We start from the raw sequence: 22,430 nt of genomic DNA, 5'->3' as shown, positions 1-22,430 counted from the left end.
ACGTTCCGAATCGAAATCGTTCTTCCGATCGCTGTTGTCTCCAGATTTCCCTGATTTATTTTCTGCTTCGGCATGAAATTCGGAGACAAAGGCGAACGCTCGCGCTTCTTCAGAATCGATCTCGTTTTCTCCACTACTCCTGGCTTATAGCCGCACCTTGTTGAACGTCCCATTTTTTTATTTTTATTAACCCTTGAGCGCACCGGCGGCCATTCCGCGTACCAGCTGCTTCAAGCCAAAAATCAACAGCAATAACGATGGGAGAATGACCAATGCCGTTCCTGCAAACACCAGATTCCATGACGTCGATTCCTGAAATTCCAGCATGGAGATCCCGATTTGCGCGGTGCGCATTTCCGGAGTGTTCGTGACAAGCAATGGCCACAAATATGAGTTATACATGTTCAGAAACGAGTAGATCGCCAGGGTGCCAAGTGCCGGACGCGATAAGGGAAGCACATGGGAAATGAAATAACGAACATGGCCGCATCCATCCATTCTGGCCGCTTCGAACAATTCTTTCGGCAGCTGCATGAAAAACTGTCTGAGAAGAAACGTGCCAAACGCCGTAGCCAGAAACGGCACGGTCAATCCTTGGTACGAATCCAGCCAGCCCCAGCTGCGGACCGTCAGATAGTTGGGGATCATCGTCACTTCCCACGGAATCATCATGGTGGCCACGAACAGGCTGAACATGATGTTTTTGCCCCTGAATTGCATTTTGGCAAAAGCATAAGCCGCCATGCTCGCCGTAACGAGCTGTCCCAGCATCGTAACGCCGGAGACGAGAAACGTGTTTCCGATAAACGAACCGATCGGCACGATCTCGAACACTTCGGCGAAATTGGACAAATCCACAGATTGCGGAATGATGTGCGGCGGATACGCACTGGCATCCTCCGGGCTCATGATGGCCATGAAAAAGGTGTACATGACGGGATACAGCACCAACGCAGCGCAGATGGTCAACACGATGTACAGCAGCGTTCTGGTCGTCCACGACGCTTTCATTGGTAATGCACCTTCCTTTCCACCCACTTGAATTGGATCAGCGTCAGCAGCATGATCACGGCAAACAAAATGAGCGCTTGAGCACTGCCTGTCCCGAAACGGAAATTGATAAAGGCTTCTTGATAAATCGAATATACGAATACGTTGGTACTGTCCATCGGACCGCCACGGGTCAGAATGTTGATCTGGCCAAACGACTGGAACGCACCGATCATCGATACCACAGTCACGAAAAACAGAGTGGGCGACAGCAGCGGCATCGATATTTTTCGAAACGTGAGCAGCGCTCCGGCCCCATCGATTTTGGCGCTTTCGTAGATCTCGTCCGGAATGCCCTGCAATCCGCTGGAAATGATAATGTAGTTGAAGCCCAGGTTCATCCAGATGGTCATGATGGAAATGGAAAACAAAGCCCAATCCGGGCTGGTTAACCACGGAATCGGTTCGATGCCTGCCTTGCCAAGAAGGTAGTTAAGCATGCCAAGCGTCGGGTGAAACAGAAACTTCCAGATGACCGCAGACGAACCTACGGACAGTACTACCGGGAGTGAAAAAACGAATTGAAACATGCGCATGCCCTTAAAGCGGTTGTGCGTAAGAGCCGCCAGAACAAGTGCAGCAAAAATGCCTGTCGGTACGGTCAACAGAACAAACAACAGCGTTACTTTCATTCCTTGAAAGAACAATCCCGACTGAAACACGGCCTTGAAGTTGTCCAACCCGACAAATGCTGCAATCTGCCCGGTCGGATCCGTGGAATGAAGGCTCAAATACACGGACTTGAACATCGGATAAAACAAAAACACCGCAAACAGAAGCAGCGATGGCGCCAAGAAACCATAAGCCAGCATGTTCTCACGCAGTCGTTGCACGCGGAGCGAAGCCGTGCGCCGCTGTTCTGCTGCCTCGGAAACGCGTGCTCTGGACGTTGGCAAGCTGATCCGTTTGTCAAGCTCACTCATCGGATGGTCTTCCCCCTTGATTTACCTTTCGATATGAAGTTAAGCTCTTAACCCTGCTTTTTAGTCTAAAAGGAAAATGTCACCGGACAATTTCTTCTAAATCAAGTTCATGTTAACTATCAACTGTAACATTAACTAAATCATGGATAAAATAAGGACATATGTGTTCTGCGGACATGAACAAAAAACCGCGCCAGCTCTGGATAAGCAGAGCCGGAGCGGTTTTGCATTGTAAATGGAAGATAAATCAGCAAGGTCGAATCCGAATGAACCGTTTTTACAAACTACGACATCACTCATGTTTATCGATGAAGATGATATGGCACTGTCGTTACGATCACATCCTTGTAATTAATCAGGTATGCGCGAATCATGAAACTGGTCTGGTTGTGAAGCACGTTTTGCCACCAATGCTTTGTAATGAATTGCGGGATCAGAATGGTGATGTGGTCCGTTTCCGCCGTTTTCCATTCCACCGTATCAATGAATTTTTTAAGCGGGCCCATGATGCTGCGATACCTGGATTTGACCACGACCAGCCGTACGCCGGGGTTCCATTCTTCCCACTTCCGCTCCATTTTGCGAATCGCTTCATCGTCAAAGCCAATGTACAGCGCCACCACGTTATCCGACATCGTCTTTGCGTAACTAATCGTGTTCATGACCACGCGCGTAATGCCGGCTACCGGAATCACGATGGTGTTACCTTTCGGGATCGGTTTCTCCTCCGCAATGTTGATTCGCAATTCGTCCGCAATGTTGCAATAGTGGCGATGAATGCGCATGAACACGTACACCACCAGAGGCAGGAAAATGAAGATGAACCAGGTTTGCGTGAATTTGGTGAAAATAAAAATCAGCGTGATGGAAAGCGTGGTCAGCATGCCGATCGTATTGACCAACAGTTTGACGCCCCAGCCCTTTGGTTTGACTTTGATCCAGCGGATCATCATGCCAAGCTGCGACAGCGTAAACGGAATGAATACGCCGACCGCATACAGCGGAATCAGGCTTTCCGTGTTGCCTTTGAACCCAACGACGAGCAAGGCGGACATGACGCTGAGAAAAATGATGCCGTTCGAAAAGCCCAACCGGTCGCCCCGGACCATGAACGCATGCGGCATATATTTATCCTTGGCCATCATGAAGGACAGCAGCGGAAAAGCGGAATATGCCGTATTCGCCGCCAGGAACAAGATGAGCGCAGTCACACCCTGAATGATAAAATACATCGTTCCCCGTCCAAATGTAGATTCGGCGATTTGGGAAATAACCGTTGCTTTGGGGTCAGGCTTCACTCCGTAAGCAAAAGCTAGCAAGGTGATGCCAATGAACATGGCCCCCAGTATACATCCCATAAGCATAAGCGTGCCGGCGGCGTTCTTTTCGGCAGGCTGTTTGAAGTTCGGGATGGCATTGCTGACTGCCTCCACGCCGGTCAAGGCTGAGCAGCCCGAGCTGAACGCCTTCAGCAGCAGAAACAGGCTCACATGGGATAACGTGTTTCCAAACTCGGGAGCGGCCGCATGAACCCCGCCCGTAAAATATTTGATGCCCCCCGAGATGATCAATATCGCGATGGAGAAAATAAACAGATAGATCGGGATCGCCAGTACCGAGGCCGATTCCGTAACCCCGCGCAAATTCATGATCGTCAAAAACAAAATCATGACCAGCGCGATGATCACGCTGTAATCATGCAGCGCAGGAAATGCCGACGTAATGGCGTCCGTGCCTGCGGACGAGCTGACGGCCACCGTCAGGATGTAATCGACAAGCAGCGATCCCCCTGCAATCAGGCTCGGCGTTGTGCCCAGATTATCCTTGGCCACAATATAGGCGCCGCCGCCCGTTGGATATGCAAATATGGTTTGGCGATATGAAAAAATCAATATGACGAGCAGTCCGAGAACAGCCAGGGAAATAGGCACCGAATACCATAAGGCGGCGAATCCGGCCGCAATCAACACCAGCAAAATCTGTTCCGTGCCGTAGGCTACGGAAGACAGCGCATCGGAGGAAAGGATGGCGAGCGCCTTCCATTTCCCGAGCTTTTCCGCATCCAATTCAGTGGATTTCATCGGTTTGCCGATCAGGACTCTTTTCATTTTGCCAAACATAATCATGACTTCCTTCCGTCTTTCATGTGTGGAGCATTGTTATTATGCAAAATCGCCGTGCCGATGACAATATGTCATTTCACCCGGGATTCGCCAGCGCGCGATAATGCATTCTACGATTCAATAATGAATAACAAAGCCGTTCTTTATGCACAAATCAGAGTTTTTTGGTCCAAAACGACGTTTGCTTGCCTGAAAATGAAAAATAGCCTTCGGCTTTTGCGTTCACCGAAGACCATCCTAGCGTATTGTTTGCCATTCTGGAAAAACCTATGCTGTTCAAGTGCTGAAGAACGCCTGTATTTTCGTTCAGACGAGTTCCTCGAGGATTACAGGGCCACATTCAAAATGCCCGGCCGAGGCGTAACCCCAAAAGCCTTCGCAAGGTTGGCAAGCTGTTCATCCGTGATGCGTTGTTTGATCTCATGGCCTGCGACAAGCATGTATACCTGTGCCGCCTTCTCGATCGTTTCAATCAAACCAAACGCCTCGTCAATCGTTGTGCCTGTACCGAAGATGCCGTGCTGCGGCCAAATGACGGCGTGAAATTGTTTCATTTTTTCCGCAGTCGCCTGGCCGATCTCGTTCGAACCAGGTACCATCCAAGGGATGATGCCGACGCCATCCGGGAATACCACCACACATTCGGTACACATCTGCCAAAGCGTTCTGGTGAATCGGCTCTCGTCAAGCTCATGGATGAAAGTCATTGCAAGCACGTTGGTTGCATGGTTGTGCATGACGACCCGATGATTCGGGTCTGCCTTCAATCTCTCGATATGGCTCATAAAGTGCGTCGGCAATTCGCTCGTCGGGTTTGCTCCTGACTTGAAGCCCCACAGCACTTCCAGCTGCTGTCCATCCTGCGATACGCGCAGCAGTCCAAGATTGCTTTCGGGATCGGCAAGCACGTTTTTGAAATATTTGCCCGAAGCGGTAACGATAAAATATTTTCCTGCCAATTCTTCGACCGAAAAAGCCGGTTTGATCGTGCGAAGCACCTGATGGATATCGACATACCTGGCTACTTCTTCCTCATCAAGCAAATAGCTGACATTGCCCCCATTGCGTTCATCCCAGCCGTTTTTCCACATATGCTGCGTAATTTCCGCCATTTCGCGGACAAATGGAATGTCCCAGCCGGCAACTTGCGCGGGGTCATGCTTAAAGATCATGTTCATGATCGTTCTCTCCTTTATTTGTTCATCGAATGAAAATTCACGGCACTTCACGGACGAATACGTTCCTTTTTTCACATTCATTATACCTTTGTTTATCTTTATAAGTCAATCGATTTATTATTTATTTAGTTTTATTTATCTTTGTTCACTTTTGTTTTTGACGTTTTTTTGAAAAACGAATAAAAAAATACCTCGTCGGCATCCGACGAGGTCAGTCACACATCTATCTAACACGAGAAGGGGTTTACAAAATCTATCTTACCCCCGCTACCTTAATAGAAGCTGAAAACGACATAAAAAAAGCATAAAAACAATGTTAACTATAACCCACCCGGCCACGATCTCCAACCCGTTCAGATTGCTTATCGCTGTTCAACAAGATGTATGAAGGGTGCATCTTGCCCGTCGGCTCATAAAATTCCTCGCCCTGGTAAGTGAAGCCAAGTTTGCGAAGCACCTTCCCGGAACCGTCGTTAGCCGGATGATGCCCGGCAAATAACGCTTCCGCCCCTTTTTTCGTAAAGGCATAATCAATCACCGCCCTGGCCGCTTCCGTAGCGTAGCCTTTCCCCCATTGATCCCGGGTTAGATGAAAACCAAGCTCGAATACCCGCTCTCGATCTTCATACGGACGAAGGCCGCAGCACCCTACAAACTGGCCTGATTCTTTCTCGAAGATGGGCCAATATTGTATCCCCAGCTCCTGTTCGCGTTTTACTTCCTGTTCGAGGCGTGCCTCCACCTCATCCTCGCTTAAATAACCTTTGCTGCTGATCCATTTGCCCACTTCCGGATCTTCCCATAACGATGCGGCGAGCGCATAATCCTCTCTCGTCCAGGTCGAGAACGCCAAGCGTTCCGTTTCAAGAAAAACAGTACGTTCCATAAAGAATCCCTCCTACTATTTCGGCAGCCGTGAACGGCTGTCTATACCAAAAATTACGTCGATTCCAAGCAGAATAAACTGGTTTTAATGAAAGCGGCAAATTGTTTTTGGTCAAACTCATCGCCAACGCCCACATCCTTATAGATCTTGCCTTTCTGATAAGTAAAAGCGAAGAAATAGCCTTCCTTTAATCCTGTAAGAATGCCCTCGGCGCCGCCCATCACTCGAATGGTTTTATTCGGATCTTTATATGTAAAATTATAAGGGGGATCTGCCATCAAAAAATGCTCCACCTCATAACCGCTAATCCACTTGTCTTTGGCAAAGATTCCGGTTTGGAGACTCTCTCCCATCATTTCGCCTTGAACCGTGATATCTGTAGTTAATAACGTTCCTTGTCCCTCTTTTTTATCGTTCTTCCAATTGCCCTCATATTTGACCGTTGTGATTTGTTCATTATCCTTGAGCTTCAACCAAAAAAACAAGCCCCTGCCGGAACTTGTCCGTGCAGGGACTTGCTTGTCTACCTATACACCATTCAAATCAGAATTCGGCAATTGCCACTTGAATCGTGCCGGTAGCGGCGCCGAGCGCAGTCGTCAACAAACCAGCCACGAGCAACCCATTAACGGTAATCGTAAGACCGTTTCCCGCAGGGATTGCAAACGTCACACTCGGACCATCAACACGCGTAATGACCAGATTTATTGATGCAGGTCCAACGTTGTTCACGGTCACGCTGGCGTTGATACCTCCCGCCAGGCTCTCGTAATACGATCTGCCGACGTTTGCGGCAAGGGCGTAAGTTTGTTGTGGTAAAAGGATGGCCATCGAACTCACCTCCTCTTGTTTTGATAATGCATTCTATGCGCCGAATCTATAATTGCAGCGGTAAATGCACGTGTCGTTACGTCCATTTTTCATAGACCTGCTAGATTTATAATAAAATTAATAAAAAAACCACCGGCTTATCCGGTGGCTTGCAGCTATGGATAGATTGTAAATCGGCGTGCTTAGGCATACAGCATGAAGAAGTTCAATTCGTGTCCAAGCTGTTTCAAATAGTTGTACAGCTGGGAACGGTGATGAAACACATGAGTCAACGTCTCAATCTGCCATTGGGCTTGAAGGTGCCCATGCTCCATGTAGAATGCTTTCGTGGAACGATTGAGGTAATCCTCTTCGCTTAGCGAAACGATGTAATCCTTGTACGCCTCGAAATTCCCCCACAACGCCGCTTCAACCTTTTCAACGTCCTGCATACCGGACAGCCGATTCTCGACCTCTCCTACCTCGGATTCGGACTTTTCCTGCATGATTGCCAGATCGGATGCGGTGATTTGCACAAAATGGTGAACCAACTCGACCAAGGAGCGCATATTATCCTGTGGACGGTACGCCCAATCCTCGGGACGAATCAAACGAATCAGCGACGCGCCTGTTCTGATGCCTAACTCCAATTCTCGCAACAAATGATCCCTTACTTGAAACGTTCCACTCATGAACAACCTCTCCTTTTCAGGTTTAACTTGTTTTAATCAAAAGTATAGTGAATGAAAACCATTTTATTTCTCCGTTAACATGTGGAAGTTTTTGCGGTTTATATAAAATGATACCATACTGCACTCGAAGCGCGTAAACCCATAAACAAAAAAAGTGCCCTGCCGGATGATCCGACAGGGCCAATCACACATCTATTTTTCACACGAGAAGGGGTTTACAAGATATATATTAAAGCCCGAACCTTAAATGATTCTGAAATCCACATGAAATTTGGATCAAAAAAGAGGGGAGATGTGATCCATAGAACACACCAATTAGCACCATACTAGCTGTTATGATTCTTTTGCGTTAATCAATGCATTCATTATTGTTACCCCCTTCTGAATTCACAGTTTTCTTGTTCGCAGGATCGCCTGTGATTTAGGAAGGGAGGACTATATGAAGAAGTAGCTATGCATGTATCTCATCGTATTAGTCCCTTTCAGCTTTTTTGTCTAATTCTCGGATGGAGGGAAGAGATGCACATAGTATGGCAATTCCGATGATGACAACCCCCGATAACAGAAACCACATGTTAATGCCAACTCGATCCGCGAAAATACCGGACACGATCAATCCGATCGGCATGGCAAAGGATACTAGGCTACCCAGCAGGCCAAATACCCGCCCTAAATACTCAGGTTGAATCTTCTCCTGTATGAGCGCCATCTGTACACCGTTATAGAACGGACTGGATAAGCCCATCAAGACACTGCATAGAACAAAAACGAGATAGCCATTGATCGGCAATAGGCCAGAAATGAATAAGGCACTCCCCATTAATGAAATGGAAAACACGATGCTCAGCGCACGGTTTTTGAATCCGCCCCATGCCCCAAGCAACAAGCCGCCTACCAGCATGCCTACTGCGAAGGCGATTTCCACAATAGAAGCATGGGTGGCCGTGCCTTTGAAATAGCTCATGCTCATTAATGGGAACAAGGCATTGATTGGCATAAAGACAAATGCATACAGCGCACCGATCCAAAGCAATGCGAATAATCCCTTCGATTCTCTTAGTACACGATAGCCATCTTTGACTTCTTCAAAAAAGTTGCTTGTGGCACTTTCTGCTTGCAGCTTTTGATTAGGTATAGTCACGACCGCCACCGTGGTGCAAGCGATCAATGCACCCAACACATCGATGAGAATAATGGCATTCAGCTCCCATGTCGAATATAGAAAAGCTCCGATTGCAGGGCTGATAATATAGCTTGCCGACTGTACCGATTGGCTGTATCCCGCGCACTTCGTCAGTTGATCCTCTGGAACCAACAACGGCGTCACTGCACTCAAAGCAGGTGTGTGAAATGCGGTACCAATACTACGAATTAATAAGACGAGCATTACTACCCATATTGGTAGCTCGATTGTAAGTGCGACCACTGCCAAGGCCACACCTGCGGCAGCAACCATAAGGTCTGCTCCGATCATGACCAGCTTTCGATTCCAACGGTCAACCAATACTCCGATCATGGTACCCAAGATAGCTTGAGGCAAAAACCCTACCATAGTTGCAATAGCGAGCACCATTGCAGATCCTGTCGTGTCTGTAAGATACCAAATAATTGCCATTTGCAGGGCGGCGCTTGTAATGAGTGAAATGGCCTGGCCGGCCCATATCGTAAAGAAACTACGTTTCCATCTTTGTGTATTCATATTCATTCTCCCTGTATCTTTTATTGGTTATTTGTTTTCGGCAATAAAAAATACAGATCCAAACCACTATGCGGGCTTAGATCTGCATTCATCACGAATTAGGACACGGCGATACAAGGCATAGCCAAAATAAGCTATCCAGATCGTAATCTATGTCTCACCATACGTAAAAATAAGCAGCTCAAAAAAAGCCCACAATTGTGTGGAAGAAAAATCCGCTTTTTTATTGCCAGCTTATCGAATACGCATGGAATGTGTCATAGATAACGTGCCTCCTCTTATTTAATGAGTTGAATGTTACCATGGAGTTCTTTAGATGTCAACCTAAACAGATTTTGTCCCTTTTGTCGCAGAGGGAGCATCTCTTCCGACTGATGCATTAAGATCAAAGCCGGAAATATTATCCATAAAAACCCTCTAAAAATAAAAGGCACCATAGAGTAGATATCTACTCTATGGTGCCTTTTATTTAACACAATATGGGCAATCAGGGTTATCCTGAGGAGAAATCCTTGCTACGCAAGGGTTCAGTCCTCATGTTACATCATGCCGCCCATTCCGCCCATGCCGCCCATGTCAGGAGCACCGGCAGCGCCAGCTGGTTCTGGCTTGTCAGCGATCACCGCTTCTGTTGTCAAGAACATAGCCGCGACGGATGCAGCGTTTTGCAGTGCGGAACGAGTAACCTTCGCAGGGTCAACGATACCTGCTTCGATCATGTTCACCCACTCGCCAGTTGCCGCGTTGTAACCTACGCCAACTTGCTCTTTTTTCAGACGCTCAACGATGACGGAACCTTCTTCGCCAGCGTTAGCAGCGATTGTACGGATTGGCGCTTCCAGTGCTTTCAGCACGATGTTTACGCCGGTTTGCTCGTCGCCGGACAGGCTTACTGCCGCAACCGCATTGTATACGTTCAGGAGCGCAGTACCACCACCGGATACGATTCCTTCTTCAACCGCAGCGCGAGTTGCGTTCAGGGCATCTTCGATGCGCAGTTTGCGTTCTTTCAATTCTGTTTCAGTAGCCGCACCAACTTTGATTACTGCTACGCCGCCGGACAGTTTAGCCAGACGCTCTTGCAGTTTCTCTTTGTCGAACTCGGAAGTGGTTTCTTCCAGTTGCGTACGGATTTGGCTCACGCGTGCATCGATGTCCGCTTTGTTACCAGCGCCATCAACAACGATTGTGTTTTCTTTCGTTACGCGGATTTGACGAGCTGTACCCAGTTGATCCACCGAAGCGGTTTTCAGGTCCAGACCCAGTTCTTCCGTGATCACTTGACCACCAGTCAGAGCTGCGATATCTTGCAGCATGGCTTTACGACGGTCACCAAAGCCAGGAGCTTTAACGGCAACCGCGTTGAATGTTCCACGCAGTTTGTTCACAACCAGCATCGCCAACGCTTCGCCTTCGATGTCTTCAGCGATCAGAACGAGCGGTTTGCCTTGTTGAACGATTTTCTCGAGCAATGGCAGGATGTCCTGTGTGCTGGAGATTTTTTTGTCCGTGATCAGGATGTACGGGTTATCCAGAACAGCTTCCATTTTGTCCGTATCCGTGATCATGTAAGGGGAGATGTAACCGCGGTCGAATTGCATACCTTCAACCACTTCCAGCTCTGTCGCGAATCCGCGGGACTCTTCAACAGTAATAACGCCGTCTTTGCCCACTTTTTCCATCGCTTCAGCGATCAGTTCGCCAACTTCTTCGTCAGCAGCGGAGATCGCAGCAACTTGAGCAATGGATTGTTTGCCTTCAACCGGTTTGGAGATGGATTGCAGTTCGGCAACAGCCGCTTTAACCGCTTTGTCGATCCCTTTGCGGATACCGATCGGGCTGGCGCCAGCAGTTACGTTTTTCAGACCTTCTGTGATCAGCGCTTGAGCCAATACAGTTGCAGTCGTCGTACCGTCACCGGCAACGTCGTTTGTTTTGGTTGCTACTTCTTTAACCAGTTGAGCACCCATGTTTTCGAATGCGTCTTCCAGTTCGATTTCTTTTGCGATCGTTACGCCGTCATTGGTGATGAGCGGGCTTCCGAATTTTTTCTCCAGAACCACGTTACGGCCTTTAGGACCGAGGGTTACTTTCACTGCGTTAGCCAATGCATCCACACCACGAAGCATGGAGCGACGAGCGTCTTCACTGAATTTAATGTCTTTAGCCATGTTAAGAAAACCTCCCTAGTATATGTTTTGATCTTGTCATGCTATATTGATCGGTGATCCGATTACATTATGAATTAGTCGAGAATCGCGTGGATATCGCTCTCTTTCATAATCAAATATTCTTTACCTTCGTATTTGATCTCTGTTCCGGCATATTTGGAGAAGATTACGCGATCTCCTTCTTTTACTTCCAGAGCTACGCGCACTCCGTCTTTCAACGCACCGGAACCAACAGCGATTACTTTACCCTCTTGCGGTTTTTCCTTCGCGGAGTCCGGAAGTACGATCCCGAAAGAAGTCGTTTGCTCTTGCTCCAATGGTTCTACCAATACGCGTTCACCTAAAGGTCTGATCATGAAAAATAGCCTCCTTTTGAAATTATATAAGGTTCTTCATAGGTTGTAGCCATATGTATTAGCACTCGACAGTGTTTAGTGCTAACAACCAACTTTATGATACTCAACTTGCCGACTGATTTCAAGTCCTTTTCATGAAATCAATCGAACTTTTACAAAGACCGGCATCTGCGCACTGCATACTGTAGGGCGCTGGTATACCAACTTGTCCGCAAAAGGAACATGGCGTAAAAAGCACTTCACCATTGTATCCATCCACCAAACAAAATATGCCAGTTTGTCCTGTAACCACATTTTATAATAGACTTCACCCCAAGTTCAAATCACGCAAAAGGCACAAGCCATTCATTGGCCTGCGCCCTCGGCATTCCCTGCGCGAACGTAACGCGACTCTGCCGCTTCGTCGGCCGCAAGCTGCCTGCGGTAAACGATGGAAGACAGAAACACGCTGAATTCGTACAACAACAAAAGCGGAATCATGACCAGCAGATCGGAAATGAAATCCGGCGGCGTCACGGCTACCGCAATAAAAATGAGCACGAAATAAGATACTTTGCGCATCCTGCGCAGCCGATATGGATTCAGGATCCGCAGTCCTGTAAGGAACATGATCAGCAGCGGCAGCTCGAACAGCAACGATACCGGCAATACGATGCCGAACAGGAAGCTGAAATACTGTTTCATGCCGTAGGTTTCCACTAACCCCATTTTTTCCGTGATTGAGGAAGTAAATGCGAGCGCCATCGGGAATACGACGTAATACGCAAAGGCCAGTCCCACCAGAAACAATATGAGCACATAGGGGATGTATTTCAGCGTGGCCTTGCGTTCAACGGGTCGAAGCCCTGGACTGACAAATTTCCAGATCTGGTACACCGTAAAAGGAAGCGTAATCACAAGCGAAAACAGCCCGGCGATTTTCATGTAAATGCCGATTCCGTCCCAGAACGAAAAGGCATGCAGCACGAAGCCCTGAGCCGACTCCGCCTTCGTTAAATAACGATACGCCGGGTCGGCAACGAAAAATCCGGCCACCAGACCAAGCGTAAATATGCCAAGCACGTAAATCAGCCGCCTGCGCAGCTCGCCCAAATGCTCACCCATGGTCATTTCTTGCTTCTGCCTCGTCATGTCCGTCCCCCTTTGCAGCCAGCTTAAAGTACAAAACCCTTCCTGCCGGAAGGGATTTCTCGTTCAAGTCCTCAGGTACTACTCCGGCAGGCGCTGCTGACCAGTTTTCTCGGGAGCGGCGCTATCGGAAGCAACCGGCTTCGCCTTCTCTGGCTCCTTATGCTTGTTCGATTCATCGTCGGAGATGATGTCGCGCGCACCCTCTTTGAACTCGCGGAATGTTCGTCCTACCGCGCGTCCCAATTCCGGCAGCTTGTTCGGTCCAAACAACAGCAGCGCAATGACAGCAAGCAAAATAAATCCCGTCGGTCCAATGGAACTTAACATGGTCATTCCTCCTCCATTCAGGTTCGGATTGTTACATTTAGTAGTTGACCAGATTGCGAACGTTCTATGGCATTGCTGCCAATTACCCCCATCATATCACAATGTAACCACTTACATAACCCATTAAATGCAGGAAAGAGTTCTCGGAGAAGCATTTTTTAACATCCACGTTTGGAGTTCATGCACGATTATTGCCGGAATTGTCCCGTGACCATCAACAACGCCTCGGGAAGCTGGTCCATGATTGCTGCCAGATGTTCATGCACGCCCTTCGGCGTTCCTGGAAGGTTCACAATTAACGTGCGTCCGCGAATGCCGCACACGCCCCGAAACAGCATGGCTGACCGATTTTTTTTCATGACTGAATATCGCATCGCTTCAGCCATGCCAGGCACCTCGCGTTCGATCACACGCCTTGTCGCTTCGGGGGTAATGTCGCGAATGGCAAGCTCCGTGCCGCCGGTGGTCAACACCAGATCGGCATGGAAATAATCCGTCATCTCAATCAGCGCCGCGATAATCTCATCAGGTTCATCAGGAACGATGCGGTATTCCACGATTTCCCCGCCCAGTTCCTCCTCCACAAGCTCCCGGATAACCTGAGCGCTAGTATCTTCGCGCTCTCCGCGGGCTCCCTTGTCGCTGGCTGTCAGGATTGCTGTTCTCCACACCATATAGATCCCCCTTCTCCTCTATGAAAATAATTTTTCCTTATCGGCTGAAATCCCCGTTTTTGCCTCCGGTCTTGGACTTCAGCATTGTCGGGCCGATAATCATATCTTTTTGCAACGCTTTGCACATGTCATAGATCGTCAATGCCGCAGCCGAGGCGGCAGTAAGTGCCTCCATCTCGACGCCGGTTTTGCCTTCGGTCTTGACGACGGCTTCGATATGCAGTTCATCCACGCCGTTGTCCCGGAAACGAATGTCAACCCCGGTAAGGGCCAGCGGATGGCACATCGGTATCCAGTCCGACGTTTTCTTTGCACCCTGAATGCCGGCAATCTGAGCCACCGCAAGAACGTCTCCTTTGCCGATGCGTCCAGCGCGAATCGCTTCCAATGTGGCGGGGTTCATCGTCACCTTGGAGACGGCAACTGCCGTCCGCACCGTAATTTCTTTCGCCGAAACGTCGACCATTCGGGCACGCCCCTGTTCATTAAAATGGGTCAGCTGCCCTTCGGCGCCTCCACGAGCCGAATCTGAATTCAATGCGATCACAACCTTTTTATTCGATATGTACGACCCCTTCTGCCATGATCAGCAGATCGAGCCGCAAGTCAAGCGGCTCCATCGGAATTTCGTCCTGCAATTGACCGGGAAGCACGAATCCGGCCAGAAGCGGCCGTTTGCCGGCCGCCGCGCTTTGGGCCGAGAGCATGGCAGCGAAACGGTCATAGTAACCGCCGCCATAACCGATGCGCCCTCCCTGACGATCATACCCCAGTCCGGGCACGACGATAAAATCAATATCCGGCCACTGTTCGGGCGGATAAATCCCGCATTCCTCGTTCGGTTCGGGAATGCCCCATACTCCGGGCTCGATGTCCTGCATTCCCTCTACCTTGCGCAGTTCTATCCGCTGCGGGTTCGCCTGCACCTTCGGCGCAAGCATGAGATCGCCGCGCTTCCATCCCTCTTCAAACAGGAATGCCGTAGATGCCTCGCTCCGATATGACAAATAACTGAACACGATCAGCCTGTCCTTTTCCCGGCGAAGACGTTCGAGTTCTCTCAGGGTCCATTCTTCAATTCCGGCCATAGCCCGGCGCCGAATGGAATCGTCCAACAGGTCTCGGCTCTTTCTGAGCCTTGAACGAAGCTTGTTCTTTTGCTGCGTCTGATCCTGCATGTCCCTGAAATACCCCCTGTTTGATCACATGAAAGCGGCTCTTGAATCCAAGCAAAACATCTATATGCGTTATGACATGCTGTCATCTTGTTGAATATTTTGAAGTTACTCATTTATTTTCTGCAAAAATTCTGCAAAACCATCATCGTTTAACATGCCTTGTTTCAGTTTATCATTGATTGACCAAAAAGACTACACGCCCGGCCGTTGTCAATCAGTGCATTTGTTCTGTTTTTCATGTAAACTGGAAAGCAGTTGCCTAAGAAGCTGCGAAGAAATTAGAGGTACTTTATTTCGTCGCAGTCTCTAATCAAGAACTGGAACGTAATGGAGGAACTATAACCTATGCTGCTTCAAGTATCCGGAATTGTTAAACGTTATGGTGTCGATCCGATTCTGGACGGCGTAAACCTGCAAATATTGGAACGCGAACGCATCGGACTCGTCGGAGTGAACGGTGCGGGCAAATCGACTTTGCTCAAAATCATCGCCGGAGAAATGTCCTATGACGAAGGGCAAATCTTCCGGTCCAAGGAAACGACGCTCGGTTATCTCGCCCAAAATAGCGGCCTGCAATCCGAACGCACCATCTGGGAAGAAATGATCAACGTATTCGCCCACCTGACGCAGGCGGAGGCAGAACTGAGACAGATGGAGCTGGATATTGCAGACCCGGCCCAAATGGAGGACGAAAAAAAATACGCCGACCTGCTCGAGCGCTACGCCCGCAAATCCGACTGGTTCAAAGACCAGGGCGGTTACGCGATGGAAACGCGCATCCGCAGCATTCTGCACGGCATGGGATTCGGCGAATTTTCGCCGGACACCCCGATCTCGACGCTGAGCGGCGGGCAAAAAACGAGACTGGCGCTGGCCCGCATTTTGCTGCAGGCCCCGGATCTGCTCATGTTGGATGAGCCGACCAACTATCTCGATATTCCAACGCTCACCTGGCTGGAAGATTATTTGCGCGGTTATTCGGGCGCTCTGCTCGTTGTTTCCCATGACCGCTACTTCCTGGACCGTCTCGTCACGAATATCGTTGAAATCGAGCGCCACCGCTCCAAAAAATATACCGGCAACTACAGCCGCTACATGGAGCTGAAGGCCGCCGAATATGAAAGCCAAATGAAACAATATGAGAAACAACAAGACGAGATCGCCAAATTGGAGGATTTCGTCCAGAAAAACATCGTGCGTGCTTCCACGACCAAACGCGCCCAAAGCCGCCGCAAGGCGCTCGAAAAGATGGAAAGGCTGGACAAGCCGATGGGCGAGTTGAAAAAAGCCCACTTTTCTTTCGAGACAGCGGTCATGTCCGGCAAGGAGGTGCTGCAAGTCGATGGACTTTCGGCGGCGTATGACGAAGCCTCTCCGCTGTTCCGCAACGTATCGTTTGATCTTCGCCGCGGCGAAACGGTCGCCCTGATCGGGCCGAACGGCATCGGGAAATCCACGATGCTGAAGTGCCTCACCGGCAGCTTGCGCCCGGTTAGCGGCAAGATCAACTGGGGGACCAAGGTTCAGATCGGCTATTACGATCAGGAACAGACCGGCCTTACTCCAACCAATACGGTACTGGAGGAAGTATGGAGCGCGTACCCGCACATGGAGGAATCCCGAATCCGGACGGTGCTGGGCAACTTTTTGTTCAGCGGCGACGACGTGCTTAAGCGGATTTCTTCGCTCAGCGGCGGGGAAAAGGCTCGCGTTTCCCTGTCCAAGCTCATGCTCAAGGAAGCCAACATGCTCATTCTCGACGAACCGACGAACCATTTGGACTTGTTTAGTAAAGAGGTACTGGAATCTGCCCTTATCGATTACGAAGGAACACTGCTGTTCATTTCCCATGACCGTTACTTCCTGAACAAAATGGCGGAACGGATCGTGGAGCTGCATCCAAACGGAACGGAGCATTATCTGGGCAATTACGACGATTACGTCGAGAAAAAACAGGAACTGGAGGACATTGCCCGCGAAGCTGCGGAAGCGCAGTCGGCGCAAGCGTCCGCCAGAAAGGCCTCCCGTCCAGAATCTCGCGCAGCCGTTTCCGAAGATTCGGGCGCCGCTTCCTTTGAAGCCGGCAAACAGGCGAAACGCGAGGAGCGAAACCGCCAGCGCAAACAAGAAGCACTGGAAAAACGGATCACCGAGCTGGAAACGGAAATCGCCAGACTCGAGGCTGAGATGGCTTTACCAGAAGTGTATAAGGATTATATGAAGCTGCAGGAGCTTCAGGCCAAAACCGATGATCTCAAAACACAACTCGCCGAAGCCTATGAAGAGTGGGAAGCTCTGGCAATGGAATAGGCGTATTGTCCCCAGAAGAACCCAAGGATATCGGCGACCCAACCTGCCGGTCCGGTCGGGAATGCATCCGGCGAATCTCCATGATACGCATTACCCAAAAAAGCTGATTCCTTTGCGGAGTCAGCTTTTTGAATTTACGATATGAAGCCGCCAAAACATTTGGGGAATTCCGTTGTCCGAAACCATCGAATCCTGGAATATTTTTTTCAGCGAATAACCGACGATTTATCCACAAACCCTCCGTCTACAAACCATACGTCATTTTGCAGGAAAATGGCTGCACACTTAGCTTAATCGCACAAAATCCATATTTATCCACCGACTTATCCACGTTATCCACATCATTGTGGACAATTCACTCCTTAAATATCCCCTAAAACCTTTTAGTTTCGAAAACAAGACAGGGAAGGTTTCAACAGGATTATCCACAAAATTCACTGAATATGTGCATAACTATAATCACATCTTGACATTTATCATTTCAGCTCACATCCGTTTCCTTCCGCTGAAAAAGGCTAAATAGAACGACATATCAGAGATAAGCATGATTTGTGCGGAACGCCTCACTCTTTTCGATGCCAAATTACGCCTTATTTTCCGCATGCATTTACTGTACGAGGAACGTACCCGAAAAAAAGAAAGGCAAAGCCATCAAGCCGGCTTTGCCTCGGATTGCTTCTTCCCCAGTGAATCTAGAACCTAGAACCTATGCATGCACGGTTGGTGCATTTTCCATGGATTCCGCCTTCAAACCGGCTGCGTTGCATGCCGCGACATACGCAAGGCCAGCCGCCATTACGATATCCTGATGCGTCGCCGTTCCCTTGAACTCGCGTCCGGCGCGCTCCACGGTAATTACAGCTTCTCCTGTAGCACCGGCGCCTCCGCTGAGAGCTTGGATCTCCATGTCCACAAAGGAGATATCCTCGGCAATACTCTGACTGATCGCCTTGATCGCCGCATCCACGGGACCGCCACCGATGGCGGAATACGTCTGTTCCCCGGCACTGGTGCGAATGCGCACGGCTGCTACCCGGTCGGTCATACTGCCCGCCGTTACTTGAAGCTCCAGCAATTCGTAATCCTGGGCCGGAATGTTCATCGTTTGGCTGACCATTTGCAGCAGCTGATCATCGCTTACGACCTTTTGTTGATCCGCCGTTTCCTTAAACACTTCATACAGACGTTCCATCTGCTGCTCATCCGGTTCGAAACCGTATTTTCGGACGCGATCCTTCAAGGCATGACGCCCGGAGTGCTTGCCAAGAATAATCATGCTGCGCGGAATGCCCAACGCTTCCGGGTCCATGATTTCATACGTATTGCGGTTTTTCAGCAGGCCGTCCTGATGAATGCCAGACTCATGCTGAAAAGCGTTCCGTCCCACGACCGGTTTGTTGTAAGCAATCGGAAAATGCATTGCACGACTGATCTGGCGCGAAGTCTCATAAAGCTGGTTCAGTTTGATGTTCGTCGTCGCCCCAATGGCGTCGCCGCGCGTTTCCAATGCCATAATCAGTTCCTCAAGCGCCGTATTGCCCGTCCGCTCGCCCACGCCGTTAATCGTCACTTCGATCTGGGAGGCCCCGTTGGCGATTGCTGCCAAGCTGTTGGCTACGGCCAGTCCGAGATCGTTGTGACAATGCGCACTGTATCGCACCCGATCGCCGCCTCTGGCCCCTTCACGCACGCGGCGAAACATCTCTCCGTACTCATGTGGCAGCGCATATCCCACAGTATCTGGCAGGTTAATAATGCTTGCCCCGGCTTCAATCGCAACCTCGACCATTTCGATCAGGTCATCGATTTTGGTGCGCGCGGCATCCATGGCCGTGAACTCTACCACGTCCGTGAATTGACGGGCATAGGCGACCATTTCCCTTGCCGTTGCAACCACTTCGCTCCGCGGGCGGCACAGTTGATGCTCGATATGGATATCGGAAGAGGAAATGAACAGGTGAATCCGACGTTTAGCCGCATCTGCAGTCGCTTTGACGGCTGCATCAATGTCCTGCTTCACCGCGCGGGCAAATCCACAAATTTCAACCTGCTGCAATTGGCGGGAGATCGCCTGCACCGCCGCGAACTCGCCCGGACTCGAAATCGGAAATCCAGGCTCAATGACATCAATGCCGAGTGCAGCCAGCTGGTGTGCCAGCTCAATCTTCTGTTCAGGCTGGAGACTCGCTCCCGGCGCCTGTTCCCCGTCGCGCAGCGTTGTATCAAAAATTTCGATCATCCGTTTATGCTGTGGTGTTGTCATCGTCCACATCCTCCATCGATAGTTAATTGACCGGTGCCGTTCCCGGCGACCCGGCGCCTGTTCGTTTATTGCCGATTCACTCTACTACCTTTATGCCGAAACGCACGTCGACTTGCGTTTCGATTATTCCTTCCATCCTGCCATGGCTTAACCTTCCAACTCCTTAAATTGCGCCCACCCCTGCTGCCGGCAGCAAATACAAATAACCCGCCATCTCTTCTAGAAGAGACGGCGGGTTATTCTCCCTCCGCGGTACCACTCTTGTTTGATGTTCAGGAAATCCCCGAAGCATCCACCTCGCGTCCCGGCCATGCCCGCCCTTGCAGCAGCGCAACTCCGCTGCCAATCCAAGCGCTAGCCTGGCCGAAAACCACCCTGTAACGGGGGTTAGCCGTTGCCATGTACCCTATGGTTTCTGCTGCCCGATCAGTTTCGGAGGCAACCTGTTCCATGATTCCACGGCTCTGTTCCCGGGCGAGATTCGCACGATTCGGCGACTGCGTTGCACCACCCCGCAGCTCTCTGTACACCACCCTCGTCCTACTGCTCCCGTTCATTACCTTTATCGTTATTCGTTTCCACATGAATTGCATTTTTCGCATCGTTATAAGTAACAAAAAAAGCCTGCCATCTCATTCAAGAGACGACAGGCTGTTCACCCATACGCGGTACCACTCTTGTTGATTTCCGTGCCATCAGCCCGTTACCGCGTATGCGTCCACACGCCATAACTATGCCGAGACTGCGAAAATCCACCTCAGTGCTGCTAAAGCGTTCATGTACCAGAATATCATTGCATTCGGCATGAACCTTCAACAACGGCCCCATCACGGAGGCAACCCGTAACGATGTACTGGACAAGCGAGCAACATCACACATTGCACACACTTCCCGACTTCCATCATTCCGCTTCCAGGCGAGCTTCAGGCTTCCATCGACTGCGTTGCACCAACCCGCAGTTCTCTTGATCCCGGAATATCCCTACTGATCCTGTTCATTGCGTTTCCCTGTTTAAATTTGGTTTTAATATACATGCTTTGCAAGCAGGTGTCAACCCGCAAAGTCCAAAAAAGCTTAAACGGCGCGGACCGACCATGCCTCCAACGAAAGGCCCGGATCGGCCTTGGCATCGTAGTTCATGTCCTCTCCGCGTTTGAATTTCAGATAAGCTGCAGCTCCGATCATCGCCGCATTATCCGTGCAATATTCCATCGGCGGAATAAGGAGCTGAAGGCCCTCCTTGGCACAGCGCTCCTGCAGCGCAGTACGCAAACCACGGTTGGCAGCCACGCCGCCGCACAGCAGCAATTGACGGGAACCGTACTGGCGCACGGCCCGCACCGCTTTTTCTACCAGCACCTCAACGACGGCCTCCTGGAACCCTCGCGCCACTGCGGCAGGCTCCAGCGTCTCGCCTCGCATTTTGGCCTGGTTGAGCGCATTAAGCACGGCCGATTTCAGCCCGCTCAGGCTGAAGTCGTACGAGTCGGCTTCCAGCCAAACCCGCGGCAGCGGCACGGCTTCATGCGCCTCATGGGCCATCCGGTCCACATGCGGTCCGCCGGGATAGGGACAACCCAGTGCACGGGCCACTTTGTCATAGGCCTCCCCTACCGCGTCGTCACGCGTGCGCCCGATCAGTTTGAAGCTGCCTTCGGATTCCAGATGCACCAGTTCGGTATGACCGCCGGATACCACCAAAGCCATGGCCGGGTATTGCAGCTCCTGCGTCAGCCGGTTGGCGTAGATGTGCCCGGCGATGTGATGCGTGCCGATCAGCGGTTTGCCCAGAGCCATCGCCAGCGTTTTCGCCGCAATGATGCCCACCAGCAAAGCGCCTACGAGACCCGGACCCTGCGTAACCGCAATCGCGCTCAAATCCTGTGGACGGATGCCTGATTTCTCAATCGCTTCCTGCATCATCAGCGTAATGACTTCCACATGTTTGCGGGAAGCGACCTCAGGCACCACGCCGCCAAATGCCTTATGGGTTTCGATCTGGCTCGAGATCAGGTTGGACAACACTTCACATCCATCCTTGACCACCGCTACGGACGTTTCGTCGCAGCTTGTCTCGACCGCAAGAATGTAGGCCGGGGCCGAGAGTTGACTTTCATTGTGTTCGCTCATTAATCCGTTACGCTTCCTTCCTCTTCATCGCGGTCCACGGGCGGCAGATTGGCCCACATGATCATCGCATCCTCCTGGTTGTCGGAATAATATCCTTTGCGAAGACCTGCGGATTCAAATCCTTTTTTGGCATACAGGTTCTGGGCAACATGGTTCGAAACCCTGACTTCCAGCGTGATTCGCTCCATGCCGAGATATGCGGCCGTTCTCATCAGTTCGTCCAGCAGCCGTTCTCCCAGCCCGCGTCCCCGGTATGCCTTGCGGACGGCAATGTTGGTAATATGAGCCTCATCCATAATCGTCCACATGCCGGCGTATCCGATCGGAGCGCCTTCATATTCCATGATCATATATTTGGCAAATTGGTTATGCGTCAATTCATTGCGGAATGCTTCTTCCGTCCACGGCAAGGTGAACGCTTCGTGCTCGATGACCATTACGCCCGGAATGTCGTCCATGGTCATCAGCCTGAACTGCAGCCCTTCATCCGGTTGCTGCCCCTCCAGCCTGTCCATTCGCAAGCCCTCCT

21 protein-coding genes and 1 other annotated feature are annotated in these 22,430 nt (G+C 50.3%); of the genes, 1 reads left to right on the top strand and 20 read right to left on the bottom strand.

Translation table 11 applies throughout. The annotated features are described in order from the left end of the window. Nucleotides 1-186: 186 nt before the first annotated feature. The 16 genes from SNR34_RS06575 to SNR34_RS06500 form a co-directional block, all read right to left on the bottom strand. Complete coding sequence (locus tag SNR34_RS06575) at nt 187-1,011, bottom strand: carbohydrate ABC transporter permease (RefSeq protein WP_343260019.1); 825 nt, start codon at nt 1,009-1,011, stop codon at nt 187-189. Continuing rightward, nucleotides 1,008-1,973 (bottom strand): carbohydrate ABC transporter permease, encoded by a 966-nt coding sequence (locus SNR34_RS06570; RefSeq protein WP_339276615.1) that lies wholly within the window; start codon nt 1,971-1,973, stop codon nt 1,008-1,010. Before SNR34_RS06570 ends, SNR34_RS06575 begins: the two co-directional genes overlap by 4 nt. A gap of 302 nt (nt 1,974-2,275) precedes the next feature. Beyond that, a complete protein-coding gene (locus tag SNR34_RS06565) occupies nt 2,276-4,093 on the bottom strand; it encodes an APC family permease (protein WP_339276614.1) in 1,818 nt (605 codons plus the stop codon). 329 nt (nt 4,094-4,422) lie between these two features. Further along, entirely contained in the window at nt 4,423-5,274 is an 852-nt protein-coding gene (rhaD, locus tag SNR34_RS06560) for a rhamnulose-1-phosphate aldolase (protein WP_236415168.1), read from the bottom strand. 316 nt (nt 5,275-5,590) lie between these two features. Further along, nucleotides 5,591-6,160 carry a GNAT family N-acetyltransferase gene (locus tag SNR34_RS06555; protein WP_486181462.1) on the bottom strand — a complete coding sequence of 190 codons (570 nt, stop codon included), beginning with the start codon at nt 6,158-6,160 and terminating at the stop codon, nt 5,591-5,593. Between the two features lie 53 nt (nt 6,161-6,213). Continuing rightward, entirely contained in the window at nt 6,214-6,633 is a 420-nt protein-coding gene (locus tag SNR34_RS06550) for a hypothetical protein (RefSeq protein ID WP_486181461.1), read from the bottom strand. A gap of 70 nt (nt 6,634-6,703) precedes the next feature. After that, the gene (locus SNR34_RS06545) at nt 6,704-6,991 is read right to left on the bottom strand and encodes a hypothetical protein (RefSeq protein ID WP_236415172.1); all 288 of its coding nucleotides are present in this window, start codon (nt 6,989-6,991) and stop codon (nt 6,704-6,706) included. A gap of 182 nt (nt 6,992-7,173) precedes the next feature. Continuing rightward, on the bottom strand, nt 7,174-7,662 hold the full coding sequence (locus tag SNR34_RS06540; protein WP_236415173.1) for a DinB family protein: 489 nt from the start codon (nt 7,660-7,662) through the stop codon (nt 7,174-7,176). A gap of 472 nt (nt 7,663-8,134) precedes the next feature. After that, nucleotides 8,135-9,361 carry an MFS transporter gene (locus SNR34_RS06535; RefSeq protein WP_343260023.1) on the bottom strand — a complete coding sequence of 409 codons (1,227 nt, stop codon included), beginning with the start codon at nt 9,359-9,361 and terminating at the stop codon, nt 8,135-8,137. 539 nt (nt 9,362-9,900) lie between these two features. Next, the gene (groL, locus tag SNR34_RS06530; protein ID WP_236415175.1) at nt 9,901-11,532 is read right to left on the bottom strand and encodes a chaperonin GroEL; all 1,632 of its coding nucleotides are present in this window, start codon (nt 11,530-11,532) and stop codon (nt 9,901-9,903) included. A gap of 74 nt (nt 11,533-11,606) precedes the next feature. Then, nucleotides 11,607-11,888 (bottom strand): co-chaperone GroES, encoded by a 282-nt coding sequence (gene groES, locus SNR34_RS06525; protein WP_236415176.1) that lies wholly within the window; start codon nt 11,886-11,888, stop codon nt 11,607-11,609. A gap of 345 nt (nt 11,889-12,233) precedes the next feature. Further along, the gene (tatC, locus tag SNR34_RS06520) at nt 12,234-13,019 is read right to left on the bottom strand and encodes a twin-arginine translocase subunit TatC (RefSeq protein ID WP_343262314.1); all 786 of its coding nucleotides are present in this window, start codon (nt 13,017-13,019) and stop codon (nt 12,234-12,236) included. Between the two features lie 78 nt (nt 13,020-13,097). After that, a complete protein-coding gene (locus SNR34_RS06515; protein ID WP_236415178.1) occupies nt 13,098-13,346 on the bottom strand; it encodes a twin-arginine translocase TatA/TatE family subunit in 249 nt (82 codons plus the stop codon). A gap of 188 nt (nt 13,347-13,534) precedes the next feature. After that, nucleotides 13,535-14,020, bottom strand: coding sequence for a MogA/MoaB family molybdenum cofactor biosynthesis protein (locus tag SNR34_RS06510; protein WP_236415180.1), 486 nt, complete (start codon nt 14,018-14,020; stop codon nt 13,535-13,537). A gap of 37 nt (nt 14,021-14,057) precedes the next feature. Continuing rightward, nucleotides 14,058-14,558 carry a cyclic pyranopterin monophosphate synthase MoaC gene (gene moaC, locus SNR34_RS06505; protein WP_290371440.1) on the bottom strand — a complete coding sequence of 167 codons (501 nt, stop codon included), beginning with the start codon at nt 14,556-14,558 and terminating at the stop codon, nt 14,058-14,060. Between the two features lie 16 nt (nt 14,559-14,574). Beyond that, nucleotides 14,575-15,198 carry a 5-formyltetrahydrofolate cyclo-ligase gene (locus SNR34_RS06500; RefSeq protein ID WP_486181460.1) on the bottom strand — a complete coding sequence of 208 codons (624 nt, stop codon included), beginning with the start codon at nt 15,196-15,198 and terminating at the stop codon, nt 14,575-14,577. Between the two features lie 345 nt (nt 15,199-15,543). Between SNR34_RS06500 and SNR34_RS06495 the strand changes: the two genes are divergently transcribed. After that, nucleotides 15,544-17,508, top strand: coding sequence for an ABC-F family ATP-binding cassette domain-containing protein (locus tag SNR34_RS06495; protein ID WP_486181459.1), 1,965 nt, complete (start codon nt 15,544-15,546; stop codon nt 17,506-17,508). Between the two features lie 706 nt (nt 17,509-18,214). On the opposite strand, the gene SNR34_RS06490 is transcribed toward SNR34_RS06495, so the two are convergent. The 4 genes from SNR34_RS06490 to rimI all read right to left on the bottom strand — a co-directional run bounded on the left by SNR34_RS06490 (nt 18,215) and on the right by rimI (nt 22,416). Further along, on the bottom strand, nt 18,215-19,771 hold the full coding sequence (locus SNR34_RS06490) for a 2-isopropylmalate synthase (RefSeq protein WP_486181458.1): 1,557 nt from the start codon (nt 19,769-19,771) through the stop codon (nt 18,215-18,217). A gap of 221 nt (nt 19,772-19,992) precedes the next feature. Beyond that, nucleotides 19,993-20,337 (bottom strand) — a binding site (T-box leader). Between the two features lie 70 nt (nt 20,338-20,407). Then, a complete protein-coding gene (locus SNR34_RS06485; RefSeq protein WP_486181457.1) occupies nt 20,408-20,632 on the bottom strand; it encodes a hypothetical protein in 225 nt (74 codons plus the stop codon). Nucleotides 20,633-20,845: 213 nt separating this feature from the next. Then, the gene (gene tsaD, locus SNR34_RS06480; RefSeq protein ID WP_343262318.1) at nt 20,846-21,901 is read right to left on the bottom strand and encodes a tRNA (adenosine(37)-N6)-threonylcarbamoyltransferase complex transferase subunit TsaD; all 1,056 of its coding nucleotides are present in this window, start codon (nt 21,899-21,901) and stop codon (nt 20,846-20,848) included. Next, nucleotides 21,901-22,416 (bottom strand): ribosomal protein S18-alanine N-acetyltransferase, encoded by a 516-nt coding sequence (rimI, locus tag SNR34_RS06475; RefSeq protein WP_236415191.1) that lies wholly within the window; start codon nt 22,414-22,416, stop codon nt 21,901-21,903. Before rimI ends, tsaD begins: the two co-directional genes overlap by 1 nt. Nucleotides 22,417-22,430: the final 14 nt, after the last annotated feature.

The sequence above is a fragment of the Paenibacillus sp. XP01 genome (genome assembly GCF_057364885.1).
This window is presented reverse-complemented; position numbering and strand designations above follow the sequence as displayed.